Origin of the sequence: Comamonas sp. wu1-DMT (assembly GCF_040187805.1) — a bacterium.
GTDB lineage: Bacteria > Pseudomonadota > Gammaproteobacteria > Burkholderiales > Burkholderiaceae_C > Comamonas > Comamonas thiooxydans.
Genome location: NZ_JBANEM010000010.1, coordinates 181,538 through 195,536 on the forward strand (window position 1 = coordinate 181,538; position 13,999 = coordinate 195,536).

The 13,999-nt window shown below is 59.8% G+C and carries 14 protein-coding genes; 3 read left to right on the top strand and 11 right to left on the bottom strand.

Annotated elements, in window-relative coordinates:
* The first annotated feature begins 170 nt into the window (after positions 1 to 170).
* The 3 genes from V8Z78_RS15785 to V8Z78_RS15795 all read left to right on the top strand — a co-directional run bounded on the left by V8Z78_RS15785 (position 171) and on the right by V8Z78_RS15795 (position 2,862).
* Positions 171 to 611, top strand: coding sequence for a LexA family protein (locus tag V8Z78_RS15785; protein ID WP_349731660.1), 441 nt, complete (start codon positions 171 to 173; stop codon positions 609 to 611).
* Positions 612 to 617: 6 nt separating this feature from the next.
* Positions 618 to 1,916 carry a Y-family DNA polymerase gene (locus V8Z78_RS15790; RefSeq protein WP_349731661.1) on the top strand — a complete coding sequence of 433 codons (1,299 nt, stop codon included), beginning with the start codon at positions 618 to 620 and terminating at the stop codon, positions 1,914 to 1,916.
* Between the two features lie 70 nt (positions 1,917 to 1,986).
* Positions 1,987 to 2,862 carry a S1 family peptidase gene (locus V8Z78_RS15795; RefSeq protein WP_349731662.1) on the top strand — a complete coding sequence of 292 codons (876 nt, stop codon included), beginning with the start codon at positions 1,987 to 1,989 and terminating at the stop codon, positions 2,860 to 2,862.
* 97 nt (positions 2,863 to 2,959) lie between these two features.
* Here the strand turns inward: V8Z78_RS15795 and V8Z78_RS15800 are convergent, their stop codons facing one another.
* From V8Z78_RS15800 to V8Z78_RS15850, 11 genes are all read right to left on the bottom strand, one after another.
* The gene (locus V8Z78_RS15800) at positions 2,960 to 3,256 is read right to left on the bottom strand and encodes a hypothetical protein (RefSeq protein WP_349731663.1); all 297 of its coding nucleotides are present in this window, start codon (positions 3,254 to 3,256) and stop codon (positions 2,960 to 2,962) included.
* Positions 3,256 to 3,651 (bottom strand): hypothetical protein, encoded by a 396-nt coding sequence (locus tag V8Z78_RS15805; protein WP_349731664.1) that lies wholly within the window; start codon positions 3,649 to 3,651, stop codon positions 3,256 to 3,258. The genes V8Z78_RS15800 and V8Z78_RS15805 overlap by 1 nt, the downstream gene beginning before the upstream one ends.
* Positions 3,648 to 4,106, bottom strand: a complete 459-nt coding sequence (locus V8Z78_RS15810; RefSeq protein ID WP_349731665.1) for a D-Ala-D-Ala carboxypeptidase family metallohydrolase — start codon at positions 4,104 to 4,106, stop codon at positions 3,648 to 3,650. Before V8Z78_RS15810 ends, V8Z78_RS15805 begins: the two co-directional genes overlap by 4 nt.
* Positions 4,107 to 4,109: 3 nt before the next feature.
* Positions 4,110 to 4,403 carry a hypothetical protein gene (locus V8Z78_RS15815; protein ID WP_045839860.1) on the bottom strand — a complete coding sequence of 98 codons (294 nt, stop codon included), beginning with the start codon at positions 4,401 to 4,403 and terminating at the stop codon, positions 4,110 to 4,112.
* 2 nt (positions 4,404 to 4,405) lie between these two features.
* The gene (locus V8Z78_RS15820; RefSeq protein WP_230847783.1) at positions 4,406 to 4,804 is read right to left on the bottom strand and encodes a hypothetical protein; all 399 of its coding nucleotides are present in this window, start codon (positions 4,802 to 4,804) and stop codon (positions 4,406 to 4,408) included.
* A 64-nt stretch (positions 4,805 to 4,868) separates the two neighbouring features.
* On the bottom strand, positions 4,869 to 5,399 hold the full coding sequence (locus V8Z78_RS15825) for a hypothetical protein (RefSeq protein WP_349731666.1): 531 nt from the start codon (positions 5,397 to 5,399) through the stop codon (positions 4,869 to 4,871).
* Positions 5,399 to 5,869, bottom strand: a complete 471-nt coding sequence (locus tag V8Z78_RS15830; RefSeq protein ID WP_349731667.1) for a hypothetical protein — start codon at positions 5,867 to 5,869, stop codon at positions 5,399 to 5,401. Before V8Z78_RS15830 ends, V8Z78_RS15825 begins: the two co-directional genes overlap by 1 nt.
* An 80-nt stretch (positions 5,870 to 5,949) precedes the next feature.
* Entirely contained in the window at positions 5,950 to 7,218 is a 1,269-nt protein-coding gene (locus V8Z78_RS15835; protein WP_349731668.1) for a phage head spike fiber domain-containing protein, read from the bottom strand.
* Between the two features lie 6 nt (positions 7,219 to 7,224).
* Complete coding sequence (locus V8Z78_RS15840; protein ID WP_349731669.1) at positions 7,225 to 7,818, bottom strand: hypothetical protein; 594 nt, start codon at positions 7,816 to 7,818, stop codon at positions 7,225 to 7,227.
* On the bottom strand, positions 7,815 to 8,705 hold the full coding sequence (locus tag V8Z78_RS15845; RefSeq protein WP_349731671.1) for a hypothetical protein: 891 nt from the start codon (positions 8,703 to 8,705) through the stop codon (positions 7,815 to 7,817). The genes V8Z78_RS15840 and V8Z78_RS15845 overlap by 4 nt, the downstream gene beginning before the upstream one ends.
* A complete protein-coding gene (locus tag V8Z78_RS15850; protein ID WP_349731672.1) occupies positions 8,705 to 13,999 on the bottom strand; it encodes a phage tail length tape measure family protein in 5,295 nt (1,764 codons plus the stop codon). The genes V8Z78_RS15845 and V8Z78_RS15850 overlap by 1 nt, the downstream gene beginning before the upstream one ends.

Sequence of the window (13,999 nt, forward strand, 5' to 3'; positions counted from 1 at the left end):
CTAACCGGATTTGCAATCCACTATATGCTTTAAAAATCAACAACTTGCAAACAAACCGCGCACACCCACTAATATCGGCGCAGGCTCAAGTTACACAGCTAAGGGCGAAAGCATACAGCGGCCTTGTGGATTCATAGAGTTTGATTTCAATCAATCGATATACTGTATGAATGTACAGTCATCGACTCTTGAGCGGCTTGCCCGTCCAACTCACTGCCTCCCCAGTTGCTTTGCCTCTGGCAGATTGCAGCGTGCGCGCAGGCTTCCCCTCTCCAGCCGAGGACTTCTCAGGCAAGCGGCTGGACATTGCCGAGCTGCTGGTTGAGCACCCGCAGGCCACATTCCTGCTGCGCGTGGCTGGCCCGTCCATGCGTGAGTACGGCATCGATGACGGCGACCTCATCGTGGTGGATCGGGCGCTGCGCGCTCGCCACGGCAGCATCGTCGTGGCCGTTCTAGACAATGACTTCACCGTCAAGGTCTTGTACAACGCCGGCGGTAATTTCAGGCTCAGGGCCGGCAACCCCACCTACCCCGACATAGTCCCCAAAGAAAACCAAGAACTGGAGATCTGGGGCGTGGTCAAGTCCTGCATCAAGCGTTTTGCATGAGCATGTATGTTCGCGCTCATCGACGGCAACAACTTTTACGTCAGCTGCGAACGCGCGTTCAGGCCAGCTCTGCAGGGCATTCCTGTTGTCGTCCTGAGTAATAACGACGGCTGCGCCATCTCACGCTCCGATGAGGCCAAGGCCTTGGGCGTAAAGATGGGGCAGCCGTTTTTTCAACTGCTCGACCTGGTCGAGCACAAGGGGCTTGTCTGCCTCTCACCAAACTTTGAGCTGTACGGCGACATGAGCGACCGCATGATGTCGCTGGCTGCCGGCCTGGGCCCCACCCAAGAGATCTACAGCATCGACGAGTCATTCATTGGGGATCTGGACGGCGTGCGGGATCTGACCAGGCGCGCCTTTGCCATTCGCGCACGCATCCTGAGATGGACAGGCATCCCTACATGCGTGGGCCTGGCTCCCACTAAGACCTTGGCCAAGCTCTGCAACCATGTCGCCAAGGACTCGGAGCGCAAGCCTGGCAGCTATCCCGCCGAGCTGCAGCGGGTCTGCAACTGGGCCGAGCTGTCCGAACAGCAACGCACCGACATTCTCGCCCGCACCGCCGCCAGCGAGGTCTGGGGCGTAGGCCGGCGCATCTCTGCCCAACTGGCTGAGCAAGGCGTGCTGACTGCACTGGACTTGGCCAGGCTGCCTGCCCAAGTCGCGCGCGACGGCTGGAGCGTCGTGCTGGAGCGCACCGTGCGCGAACTGCAGGGCGTGAGCTGCATAAGCTTGGAGACGGCCCCTGCCGCCAAAAAGCAGATTGCGTGCACCCGCAGTTTCGGCCACCCCATAACCACCCTCCCCCCATTGATTGAAGCCGTGAGCGAATTTGCAACCAGGGCTGCAGAAAAACTGCGCGCTGGCGGCTTGCGCGCAGGTGCCCTGCATGTTTTCGTGCACACATCGCCATTCAGGCCCGGTCGCAGGTTCTACGAAACGGCCGTGACTCAACTCCAGCCGCCCTCATCAGACACCAAGGCTCTGGTCAACGCGGCCGTGCACGGCTTGCGCTCGATCTACCAGCCGGGCTATCAGCTCTCCAAGGCCGGCGTGCTGCTGCAGGATTTGTGCCCGGCAACCATTCAACAAGGCAACCTGCTTTTCGAGGAACCGGGCCGAGATCAGAGCAAGCTGATGGAAGCCATGGACAAGGTCAACAAACGCTTTGGCAAGGGCACCGTGCATGTCGCCAGCACCGGCGTGCCCGAGCTGGATGAAAGCGGGTGGCGGATGCGACAAGAGCGTCGAACTCCACGCTATACAACAAATCTTGATGAAATTCCTATAGCAAGGGCTTGAGCAATTCAAATGCTATATTCTGCAGCTCGTAGCACGCAGGGATAATCTTCATAGCTATAGGATGATCACCTTGACAAAAAAAATATCTCTTCTTTCAATTTATTCTCTACACCTCGAGCTTTTGAAAGGTGGTAAAAAAATCGGTGATGGAACAGGTTTTATTTACCTACATCAAAAATCCAAGAAGAAATTTCTCATCACTAATTACCATGTACTCACCTGCAGAGACCCTAAAGAACCTGCACGCCTTCTACATGGCTACCCTGATTCACCCGATGAGATCATTTTTTACATGCCCTCAAGGCCGACTTATGAGCCCAAGCCTGGATCTATAAAAATCGACGCAGAGTCGAAATGGTTTGAACATCGTCGTAGATCGGATGGTGTAGACATCGTGGCTATTCCAATAGATTTTCCGGGAGATGCCGCAGTCTTGACTCAAGATCAACTACCTTTAGTAGAAGATATAGATCTTGAAGTTGGCTCCAACCTATTCGTTATTGGTTTCCCATGGGGGTTTAGTGCAGGAGACTATTATCCCATTTGGAAAAAAGGAACTGTTGCCAGTGAGCCACTATTCAAACCCAACGGTTTATCAAAGTTCTACATTGACGCCTACACACATCCAGGAATGTCTGGATCACCAGTTTTTGCAGCGGAATGGAGAAATTTAGTAGAGGTCGATAAGAATACTCATGACAGTATGCAAATGTATGAGCAAGGAAAAATCAACATCGACGAACTGCTCGACAAGGTGAACCTTCCTTCATCCGGAAAGACATTTTCCAAACAGTTTTTCCGTCTAATAGGAATATACTCCGGCAGAGTCGCAAGCGGCAAAAATGATCCTAATGTCGGAATCGTTTGGCAAAGAATTCTAATTGATGAATTGTTCACAGATCCAGTTATCGTGCAACACCCTTACCCACCAATAGTAGTTACCTAAAAAAAAAAACGGTTTCTATTCATCAATCTCATTTTTCATATAATTTTCAAATACAAAAAAACCTCCCGATGCCGAAGCACCGGGAGGTTTTCCATATTTAAATGCCTGCTTTCAGAGGTCGTCTGCAGTTGGCCAGGGCCACGCGCAACTCCGTTTCGTAGCCCTCACGGCGCTCCAGCTCGGCGCCGGCGGCTTGGACGTACATGTCCACGTCAGCACCGTCAGAAAGGTGCTCGGTCGGCATATTGGGGCGCTCAGGCTCGGGCTCATCGCAAGGCACAGGCACGGCAACCTTGACCTGCTGAATTTCGACCCTCGCCGGCTGCGTGGCGCCGCAACCAGCCAGGAGGACAGCGGCCGCCAGCGCAGCCGAGAGTAGGGGTAGACGGCGCATTACTGACCTCCTCCGGACTTACGGGACGCCAGCAGCTCAGTCACTCGGGCCTGTGCGCTTGCGCATGCATCGCCAGGCACTGCGGCCGGCGAGCTCAGGATCTTGTCCGCGCGGGCCTTATGCCCAGCTGCGACCGCTGCAGCCTGTGCTCTGGCCTGGTCGCGCTCGCGCTTGAGACCTTCACCGACAAACTGCAATGCATCGACAGCCTTTGTGCACACGTCTGCACTCCCGCGCGCCAGCGATTCCTTTTCGCCTGCGTGATTGGCATCAGATCTAGCCAGGGTTGCAGCGTCACGCTGCCCCACGTACATCCAGGCCAGACCCACGTTGCCCGCCAAGCTCAACAGCAGCGCCAGGGCAAGCGCTGCCGCAATCTTTGCTGCGGTCGTCATACCGACCGAATCCCCACCATGGTGGTTTTGCCGTGGACCGTGATCACACGATTGACCGCCTGCAGTGGGATGCGCGTGGACAGGTGCACCCACTGAGCCCCGCCCACGCTCTCGTAGATGATTTGCCCGATGCCCAGCGCACTGATCTGCGGTGCCAGAGCCTTGGCCACCTCATAGGGCGTGCCGTATGCGGGGATCTTCACGTCGGCTGCCATGCCATGCGCGTGGTCGCTCGATGTGACGCCGCCCACAGCGGCATTGACCTGGCGATTGCGATAGCCGCTGGTCACGATGAGCGCATGGCCGCCGAGAAAGCCGCGCACGCGCTCCAGCATCTGGGCTGTGCGGTACAACTGCTGTAAGGCATCAGCGGTTGGGGTGTTGTCCAGACCGAGCTTGCGCGCGGTGCTGCTGGCCACCAGCTCGGCCAAGGTGAAATGCTCTGTCAACTTCATGGATCAACCCTCCTTAAAACGGGTGCGAATGATGAGAAAAGTGAAGCCTGCGATGACGCAGACATCGGCAAGGGTTGGTGGTGTGGGCCGCAGCCATGGCGCCACCAAGGCGCCGGCACCGCCCAGAGCGAGCAGCGCCCAGGCGATGGCTTTGAGCCAGGCCACCAGGCGAGTGCGCGGAGCAAGCCCAGGCATACAGGGCGCGGTGCGCTCCAGCTTGTTAAGCGCCTCGGCCACGACGACCAGGCCACAGAGCCAGTGCAGTACGCTGAGCAAAGTAATCACGGGATAGAACATGGTCAGCCCCCTTCCGCCTGGTCAGGCTTTGGCAGGTACTTGCCAATGAGTGCCCGCAGAAAGCTCTGCGCCCCAGCGCCGACCAGGCAGGCCATAGGCAGCAAGACGGTCTCGGGAACGATGGCCACCAACAGCACCAGGGGCGTGAGATAGCCCGCCGTGATGGAGCTGGCCCAGGCCACGGCCATACGGCGAAAGGCCAAGCGCACCATGTCCCGTGTTGTGTCGCTGCTTCCGGGCACGGTGTTCAGCAAGATGATTGCGATCAGGCTGCCCAGAAAGCCAGCGAGCAGCACATCAGCACGCAGGCCCAGCGGCACACCGAATGCCGTGAGCGCAGACGTGGAGACGGCCGCGCTGGCGATGGTCACAGCCGTCGTGGTCGATGCAGGTTCTGCCATTTGTTGCCCTCCCTCGGGCAGAAAAAAGCCCGCACAGGGCGGGCTCGATGGGTTTGAATTGGAATCAACGGGTGTGCAGCCAGGTCTGCGATGCGGCGTGCAAGTTCACGGGATCAAAGCGCCAGGCCTCCTCCTCGGCAATGCCCAAGGCTGCGGCCGCAGACTCGCTGCAGGTCCAGCGCTGGGACTTCTGAGGGATCACCCAGGACACAAAACCCAGGATGAGCTGCCAGTCGTATAGCTCGCCCTCGTGGGCCTTGAACCACTGCGCGGCCGCCACAGGGTCGCAATCGACCTTGACGATGTCCCAATGGTCTGGGTCCAGCACCACACGCTTGAAGCGGACGCCGCCCTTCTTGCCTGGCCGGCGCGGGGAGTACGCCGACAGCGCCTCGGCCGCCACACTGCTGGCACACCACAAAGAGCCGTCCTGCCCCTGCGCGGCAGTGCCATCGGGCATGAACTGGCCCACTCCATCGCCTGGCTCAAACACCACCTCGGAGTGGCTGTACGGCGCCCGCAGGCGCAAACGGATGATGCGATTGAACAGCCCCTGCAGGCCAGGCCGCGTTACCTTGTAACTCGCTATCAGCATCACAGCCCTCCTGCACGAATGAAGAGTGCATCAAGGCCCGCGTCATCCAGGCCGATGGAGTAGCCGATCTGGATCAACAGCGGGCGGTGGCGCTCAAAGTCTTGCGAATCGTCCCATTCGATCTGGGCCATCTGACGCTGGACCGGATCTGGGATCGCGCTGATAGCTGGCTGCACCAGATCAAACAAGCCTTCCAGCAGCAGCGCCTGACGCGCCTGGCGGCGGGTTACCTTGAGCGGCACCTGCGGAACGCTGGGCGGCCAGGCGCCGGCGAATACGCGATCAGGGCTGGCCGGTGGCTCAATCTCGTATGCCTCCAGCTCAGGGACTGCATCACTCAGATTGACATGCCAGCCGGGAATGGGGGCCAGTTCAGGCACGGGGCCAGTCTCTGTCTGAATAGTGCCGCCAGTGGGCCGCATCACCACACCCACAACATCGACGGCCACTGTGCCAATGGATGAGGGCATCTCACCATGCAGGTCTACCATCCAAGGAGAGAAGGCAAGGCGAGCAGCCGCCTCGGATTCAAATTTGAGGAATCGCACGCTCATACCTCCGTGATCTTTCTGAGCTCGATGTCCGAAAGCCGCTTCGGGTAGTAAGCGAAGCGGCGGATATGGCCATTCAGCCTGGAAGTCCCTCCGGTCCAACCGGCGGAAAGTTCGCCCAAAGACAGCCCCGTGACCCCCTTGGGAATCGTGCACAAGGTATCGGCCACTCCCAGGATCCCGTCGGTGGCCCCCACCGTGTTGTCCGTCTGGTAGGCAAAGGCTGTCTTCTTGGACACACCGCCTGCAAAGCCGCCGGTAACTGTGTTGGTGCCGATCTGTCCAACACCCGCCACAGCCATACTTGCTGAGATCAAACCCGTACCGCTGCTGACACTCAGATAGATGCCATTGCTGGATTCAAAATTCAGCGAAGCATCCCCGACTGCAAACAGGCCGCTGCCCGAGGCAATACTCGAAGGCGCCCCCTCAAACAAGAAGGTTCCTTCATCTTGCCGATACCAGCTGGAGAAGTTGGTACCGAGCAGCCCAGCGAACTCGTCAGCCCGCGTAGCCACACTCGCCCCTGCAGGGATGTATGACGTTGGGGAGCTGCCCGCCTCGACTTGTCGACCAAACAGAAACAACCCCTTGCCGGCCTCCCCCTGATAGACGCTGGCATTGTTCTTGTATAACTGAACACGGAAAATCGCAGCTGGCACGTCGCTCGCGGCGGTGTAGGAAATCCAGATACGCCACCAGCCATTCAGGCATTTCTGTATGCCGTATGGATAACCATTGACCACTGCGGCCGAACATGCCGTGTCGCTGACATTGAAAGCCAGAGCCAGACTTCCTGCAGAACCTCCAGCTACTCGAAGCGCAACTTGGCGCTCTGCGCCAGGCATAGCCTTTACAAAAATGCTCTGTACGATCGTCTGCCCTGCAGTGACTGCAATACTCGCATCGTTGGTGTAGTGCTCTCCAGAGGTGGCTGGATCGTCCTCAATGGAGGTGACCGCCAGTCCATCGGGTGCAATCGCAGTGGATGTACCCAAGACGGTTCCCGTGCTTGCAGTGGGTTGCCGGGAGTTGGTTCTCAGGTTCGTGCGCGCCCCCTCCACCAACAGGCCCAGGCATTTACCGGTCGCTGGATCGTGGTCGATGCGCGGCACACCAGCAGGCACAGTTTCCAGCACGCCAGCAGCATTCCATCGCGTGGCAGCAGACGCTCGGGTAAAGGTGACGCGCGGGTCCACCTGGCGGCTGTTGGCAAAGTCCAGCATGAGAGCAGGCCGCAGCTCGGGAAGATTCAGAATGGTTCCCATATCAGATCAGCTCAAGGTGAGGGTTGCAGAACGCGCGACGCCGTCATCACCGCGCATGAAAAGCTTGATGGAGGTATCGCTGGCACGCTCCACCCAGACACTGCCGTTAGCCAGCGGCTGGTTCCTTGAAACGGTGAGAGCGCCCAGGAAGTCCAGGTACGCCAGGCGCCCTAGCTGGTGGCCGGCGGGAACCTGATTCGGATCTGCCCCCACAGGCAGGTTGGTGCATTCGACCCAGTTGACCTTGTCGGCGCTCGGATCTGTCGTGGTGCGCCCGGCGACAAGGCGCCGATAGATCATCCCGTTGACGGGGCTCCAGGCCAGATCCTTTAGCGCGTATGTCGCCGTGGGATCAAACCGGCCAGCTGCTGCCGCATTGACTGCCAGATCAGACGCATTGCGCGCACTGACATCTGAGGCCGCAGCCCTCGCTGCAGCAGCTGTTGTCGCCGCGGACAACTGATTGTTCTCAGCATTCTGGGCGTTCATCGCATCGGTCTGAGTCACCAATGCAGTGAGGAATACATCCGCGCGAGGATTGAAGTTTTGCGGGTCTGTCGATTGGGGCGGCGTGGGTAAAGGAGGGACGGTAACTGTCATGTCAGACTCTCAATCTCCAGTGAGCACAAGTGCGTTGTCGAATACGAGACCTCGATAGAGAAGTCTCGGTAGTAGCCGTAAATGGTCATGGGGCTATAGGCTTCAGAGCCCGGCACGCCCAACCACACGCAAGGCGTTGCCCGCACAGACTCCAGAACACGCTGAACAGATGGGTATCGCTCACGAGGCTGCTCCAGACGCATGGACATGCGACGGCTGAAACGCCCTCTGGTAAAGCTCTGCACCCCATCAGCGGTAGTGCTCTTGCGCGAGTAGTCGGTGATCGATGTGGACGCGCCATACTGAGCCTCACCCAGGTCAAAAGTGCTGCCCGCCACAATGGATGTGCAGGCCGCCGGGCCGGTGATCTTGATCTCCAGGCGACTGCCAGAGGAAGGCACCAGGCCGGCGAACACCACATCCGGGATCTGCTCAGGCTCGCTAAAGAAGTACTCATACCAGTCAGCTGGCTGCGTTTTCAGCGACCGACTGAACTGGCTGAGCACGACCCCTGCGCTGCTGCGCTGCGTAACCTCAATGGCTTGCCCCACAAGTCCAAAGAAGGCCACCGCATTGATACGGCCAGGAAACACCACCGTGGTGGTGAGGTCGCCAGCCGTCTCCGTGGACGTACTGGTTTCATCGTCAAACATGGCCCAGCGATTGGATGGCCCTGCCAATAGCCAATGCAAAGGACCATCTTTGCTGACGGGTGACACCCCGGTGACCGGCCCCTCAATGCATTCGTATGTCTTCCCGTTATCCGGGAAGAACACGCGCTCATTCAGGTTGTAGGTGGCCGCGCCCGAGTAAGCGGGATCAGCCTGGCCGGCATTGCTGGCAGTGACCATTCCAGGCGTGATTTTGGTTGGCCTGATCAGAAGCATCAGCCCCCCTCCACCGGTGCCGGCTCGGGTGCCGCCGGCTCCGGCTGCACGCGAACCGTCAACAGCTCATCATCGACATTGCGCACAGGCATGCCCTCCACAGTGATGCGGTCGAAGTTGCGCTGCAACCGACCTGTATTGACAGCAACAGCCTCAATAGAGGCCTCTTGCCTTTGAAGGCGCCCGGCAACCTCTCGCCTGAGCCGCTGCATCTCATCGAGCAGCGGCGTCAGGTCAACAGCGCCGCCCCGCATGACCTGAGTCACGACAGGCGCCTGCACCCCAGCCAGCATGCGAGCCGTCTGCTCAGCGCTGTAGTACCGGGCCGCCCCGGTCACTTCCAGCTCTGGGCCGCGCTCCCCCACCAACCGCAAGCCGCCCGCAAAGGAGCCACCCTCTGCGAATGCAGGAACCGCCTGGCCACGCAGCACAGCGATCACGGCACGCAGGCCATCCCGTGTGGTATCCGTGCCCGCCTTGATCGCTTCCACCATCAGTTGCTCGGTGCTTTTGGCACCGGCCTCCAGGGCGGCAAGCGTGCTGTCGATCTGGCCCAGCAGGCCCAGGCTTTCTTCCTGGTAGTTTTTGGGCGCTTCCTTATCCAGCCGGCCAGCCACAGCCTCGGCGCGGGCCAGCAGGGTCTTCACAAGGCTGCTGTATTCAGAGCCCGAAAGTCCTGCCTCCTGCGCCTTCTGCAGCACCGGATTCAGCAGCGAGTTCAGTTCGTTGCCGTAACCAGCCAAGGTCTCACCGGAGGTGGACATGGCCATGCTGTAGGCGACGTTGAACCGCTCCTGCAGGTTGGCAAACTGCGCAGGCGTGTCGAGCATGCTGAATCGCACATCCGCCACGGTCTGCCGCAGGCTTGCCGCACTGTCCCCCATGGTCTGGGCAAGCTGGGCCTGGCTTTGATACCAAGCCACCGTTTCCTCGCGCAGCTTACTTAGGTTAGAGACGGCTTTTCCGCTGTCCATGCTGTACTTCTGCAGTGCCGCGACATAGTCAAGTTGTGACTTCTGGGCAGCGGCTGCAGCGGCTGCCAGGGCCTGCTGCGCAGTCGCCGCCTGAGCCACGGTCGCGTCATATTTAGCTCTAGCTGCAGCGACGGCGTCAGCATTTTTCTGAGCGCTTGTGAATGCAGAATTTTGAGCATCTATAAGTGCCTGCAGGCGCTTCCGTAGCTCTTCAGTAAGGTCTGGTGCTACACCGAATTTTTCAGGGACGTATGTGCCCGGCGCTATAGATCCATCCAGCAACCTGTTGACGTTGTTTCCTGTCAAACGTCGGATGTCTGCCCAAGAGTTATAAAAATCCGTGAGCGTTCTCTTCGCGCTATCGATTCGATTCTGGGCTTGCTGTGCAGCTGTCACCTCACTGCTTTGCTTTGACGTCAGACTCTGTATTGCCAATAGTCGCTCCGCCTCGCGCTGCTTGACCAGCGTATCGGCCCTGGCCAGCGCGGTCTGCGCGGCTGCAATGCCGTTCTGATTGGGCAGTGCCACAGTCTGCGCCTTGATCTGCTCACGGATCTGCGCCGGCGTCATCACGCGGGGAGCGATGATGCTGATGGCTGCCTCACGCACCGCCTCGCGCTCGCTGGCAATGTCTGCCAGGTTGCTGCGGATGCGGTTGGCGATCAGGTCGAACACACCCACCACCGTGGCGGTGAAGGTTCGACCATCGACCCCGTCGAGGGCTTTAGCCAGGCCGTCGATGTTGACGACCGAGCCTGAGGCCGCAGTCTCCAGGTCCAGCATCTCGGCACGCAGGCGCTGCACAGCGAGCTGCGCAGGGTCGAGCGCCGAGGTCACGAACTGCACACGGTCCCCGAACACCAGCACGCCGCTGGAGGAATCCCCCAGGATCTTGTTGATGATGGAGACGCTGCCGGCAAAGCGATCGGACTGCGTGGCAACCGCTGCCATGGCGTCCTGAGCGATCTTCATGCCCGGCGCCACTGCTGCCGCCTTGGTGTAGGTGGCAATCAGATCGGCCGCTGCAGCACGTGCCAGCTCTTCCAGCATGGAGGCTGTCTCGTCGAACTGGGGCGCCATCTTGATCAGCGTGGCATAGGCCTCCCGGCCGTGCACCGTGGTCAGATCCAGGCTGCCCACCAACTGGCGGAACTGCTCACGCGACTCGGGCAGCGACAAACCCAGGGCCTCCAGCTGCTTGCGCATGGCTTCGGTGCTCTGGTTCGCCCGCTCGGCCTGCGTGTAGTACGCCTGGTAATAGGCATCGCTGGCAGTGATATAGGCATCCAGGCCGCCGAAGCGGTCCACTAGGTCGCTGGCCATGCTTGCGCCGGCCAGGCCCACATCAAACAGCTTGCCCCGCGTCACCTCCAGCGTGGTGTTGACCACGCCCAGGCTGCCAGTCAGTCGCTGCAGCGTTGCCGAGGCGGTCTCGCCGGCCTTGGTGTACTGCGCAGTGCCCAGCACCAGGGCGGCCATCTCTTCCCCGGCTGCAGTCATTTCCTCCTGCAGGCGTGCCGCCACCTGGTCGCCAGACAGCCCCTCGGTGGAGAAGCGGATCTTGCGGGTATAGGTGGCGACAGCGTCTGCCGAGATGCCCAGCACCTTGGCCTGCTGGCTGATGCTGGTCTGCAGCGCCGCAAAGGTCTGCTGCAGAGCATCATTGGCCTGCATCGGTGCCGTATCGGTCCAATACTTGTTGGAGCCGAACCAGCCGCCAGACTTCTTGTATTCCGCATAGCTGAGCAGTTGACCGCCCAGCTCGCCCTCAATGCCTTCGCCGCGCTTGGAGACCTTGCCGCCGAAGATTCCTTTGAGCCCCCCGGCCAGACTGAGCACAGCCAAGCCGCCAGCGACCCAAGGCAACGCCGCCCCGATGGCCATTCCCATGCCCGTGGTCCCGCCAGCTGATCCAATCAACGATGCGGTTCCACCGATTCCGAGTTGACCACCAGCAGCGATGCCGGAGCCCAGCTCACCCAAAAAGCTGCTGCCCATGAGTTTGCCAAGCCCGGCAACCCCTGATGCAAGCGCCCCAGAGGTACCCCCAGAGAACGCAGACCAGAGGGATTGACCTGACTGCAAAGCACCCACCATACTCGTGCCGCCAGCTGATGCCGTGCCACTGAGCCCAGCCATGGCACCACCAGCAAGCACGGGCTGAACAATGGCCTGAATGATGGGACGAAACACAAGAGTGCGCGCAAGATTCTTAAGATAGTCACCGAAGCTTCGGCCGCCATCCATCAGCTGATCGGTAAGGCTTTGGCTGATTTGGTTCACGCCCAACTGCCACTCTTGCACACTGGCCTGTGCAGCTTGGGCCGATGCCTCTCGGGATTCTTTCGTGCCCGTCAGCACCATGCGCTCGCGCAGAAGCTCAACCTCCTGCTGGAGCGCCGCATGCTCTCGGGTCATAGTGCCCGTTAGCTGTGCTGCACGCTCCATCTCTGCAAGCGTTTGCTCTTTGGTCAACAGGATGGCATGCGCGCGCAGGCGCAGCACGCTGGATTGCTGAGTGGCATTGAGGCCCGATAGCTCCACTTCCTCGCGCAAAGCTTTGTTGCTGGCTGTCAGTTCCTCCACGGTCTTGGCCTGGTCGCCCAGCCACTGCTGCTTGTACGCACGCTCCTCCTCGGCCAGCTTGGCAAGCGCCTCCCTCGCCGCCTTTTCTTCCTCCAATTTCTCTAGCTCTTTGAAGCGAGCTTCCAGGCTGTCGCGCTGCACCTGGTTCAAACCGGCCAGCGAGCCCTTCAACTCCTGCTCAAACTTGATACGCAGCTTGGCCGAATCGGTGAGCTTTTCAGAGGTAGCCAGCTCCAGGCGCTGGCTGGCGATCTTTTCATCCAGGCCCTTGGCCATGTTGTCATAGGCCGTCTGCAGCTGTTTGACGGACTGCGCAGCGCCCCTGGCCCCCGCATCCTGCTTGGCATAGGCCTCGCGGATCTTGGCCTCCATCTCGGGGGTGAAGGCAGCGCCCAGCTTGCTCTTCCATTCGGCAATCTCAATCGCGGCCTTCTGGGCGCTGGTGCCGTACTTCTTAAGGTAAGAGTCCGTCTGACCAACGACAACGGTCTGCTTTCCAAGCTGCTCCGAAGTCCCCGCCAGTGAAGCCACCAACAGGTCATTGTCTGCACTCAGATCCTCATAGGACTTGCCGAGGCCTTCAGATGCATTGACCGTTCGCAGAAGCACTTCGCGCTGATTCTCCAGAACGCCGATCTGGCGCTGCAGGTCACCGAAGTCGCCAAACAGGAAGTCATTGAGCTTGTTCGTGAAGCCCTTGGAAGGATCTACCGCCGCTGCGTCGGCGCGCATTTTGTTGAGCTTGCCCTCAATCGAAACGAGTTCGCTGCCGGCGTTATCTGCCGTGGCATGACCCAGCAGCGACCCAAGACCGCCATTACGTAGATCTGCCAGAGCGACCGCCAACTTCCCGGCGGTCGTAGCCATGTTGACCATGAGCTGCACGTAGAAGCTGAATGCAGCCTTTGACGCATCGCTATTCAGCAGTTGATTCAGTTCCTCCACGCTGTTGCGCAGGGCAGGCAAGCTGGCACTGTCCGCCGTCAACAGATCGTTGATGGTGTTGGACACTGCCGTGAGCGCACCGCCCAATGTGTCGCGCGCCGCCTCGGCCGCACCACCATAGGAGCTTTCCAGCTCTGCAAACACAATGGCCTGCGCATCGGCCAGGCGGCCGCTGCTTTCCAGCGCCTTGGCCATTTCGATCTGAGACTCGGTGAACTTGAAGCCCTGGCGCTGCAATGACTGCATGCCCGTGCTGGGCTTGTCCAGCGCCTTAGCCACCGTCTCCATGGACTGGTTAAGGTTCATTTCCAGCCGGGTGCCCATGTCCATGGCGGCCCGGATGGCGCGGGGAACCTGCTCGCCCGTGATATTCACATAGGCCAGCAGACGCGCCTGCGCCTGGTTGACCTCGCCCGCAGAGTACGTGGTGACCTTGGACATGGCCGCCGCCATATCGTTGAGTTGATCCTGGCTCCAGCCTGCAGCCTCGCCCGTGGATCTGAGCGCGGCCGTGAGCTGAGCCTGTTCTTTCTCAGCGTTGATGGTCTCCTCGCGGATCTTCTGGCCCACGGCAATCAGACCAGCCACAGAGACAACACCCGCGACGGCGCCGGCAATGGATGACTTCACGCTTTGAAAGCGCTCCTCCACTGCGCCGGCCATCTTGTCGTAGGCTGCTTGAACACTCTTGGCATTCTTCAGCGCGGCCTGTTCGTTCTTATCAAGGCCCTGCGTGAACTGCGCATACTCCAGCGCGAGCTTGACGACCAGCGAACCCAGTGCCGACAT

What these genes read in the sequence shown, in the direction of transcription:
- V8Z78_RS15785 (WP_349731660.1), top strand. Translation starts at nt 171, where the DNA reads ATGTACAGTCATCGACTCTTGAGCGGCTTGCCCGTCCAACTCACTGCC.
- V8Z78_RS15790 (WP_349731661.1), top strand. Translation starts at nt 618, where the DNA reads ATGTTCGCGCTCATCGACGGCAACAACTTTTACGTCAGCTGCGAACGC.
- V8Z78_RS15800 (WP_349731663.1), bottom strand. Translation starts at nt 3,256, where the DNA reads ATGCGCCGTCTACCCCTACTCTCGGCTGCGCTGGCGGCCGCTGTCCTC.
- V8Z78_RS15805 (WP_349731664.1), bottom strand. Translation starts at nt 3,651, where the DNA reads ATGACGACCGCAGCAAAGATTGCGGCAGCGCTTGCCCTGGCGCTGCTG.
- V8Z78_RS15810 (WP_349731665.1), bottom strand. Translation starts at nt 4,106, where the DNA reads ATGAAGTTGACAGAGCATTTCACCTTGGCCGAGCTGGTGGCCAGCAGC.
- V8Z78_RS15815 (WP_045839860.1), bottom strand. Translation starts at nt 4,403, where the DNA reads ATGTTCTATCCCGTGATTACTTTGCTCAGCGTACTGCACTGGCTCTGT.
- V8Z78_RS15820 (WP_230847783.1), bottom strand. Translation starts at nt 4,804, where the DNA reads ATGGCAGAACCTGCATCGACCACGACGGCTGTGACCATCGCCAGCGCG.
- V8Z78_RS15825 (WP_349731666.1), bottom strand. Translation starts at nt 5,399, where the DNA reads ATGCTGATAGCGAGTTACAAGGTAACGCGGCCTGGCCTGCAGGGGCTG.
- V8Z78_RS15830 (WP_349731667.1), bottom strand. Translation starts at nt 5,869, where the DNA reads ATGCCCTCATCCATTGGCACAGTGGCCGTCGATGTTGTGGGTGTGGTG.
- V8Z78_RS15835 (WP_349731668.1), bottom strand. Translation starts at nt 7,218, where the DNA reads ATGGGAACCATTCTGAATCTTCCCGAGCTGCGGCCTGCTCTCATGCTG.
- V8Z78_RS15840 (WP_349731669.1), bottom strand. Translation starts at nt 7,818, where the DNA reads ATGACAGTTACCGTCCCTCCTTTACCCACGCCGCCCCAATCGACAGAC.
- V8Z78_RS15845 (WP_349731671.1), bottom strand. Translation starts at nt 8,705, where the DNA reads ATGCTTCTGATCAGGCCAACCAAAATCACGCCTGGAATGGTCACTGCC.
- V8Z78_RS15850 (WP_349731672.1), bottom strand. Translation starts at nt 13,999, where the DNA reads ATGTCGGCACTGGGTTCGCTGGTCGTCAAGCTCGCGCTGGAGTATGCG.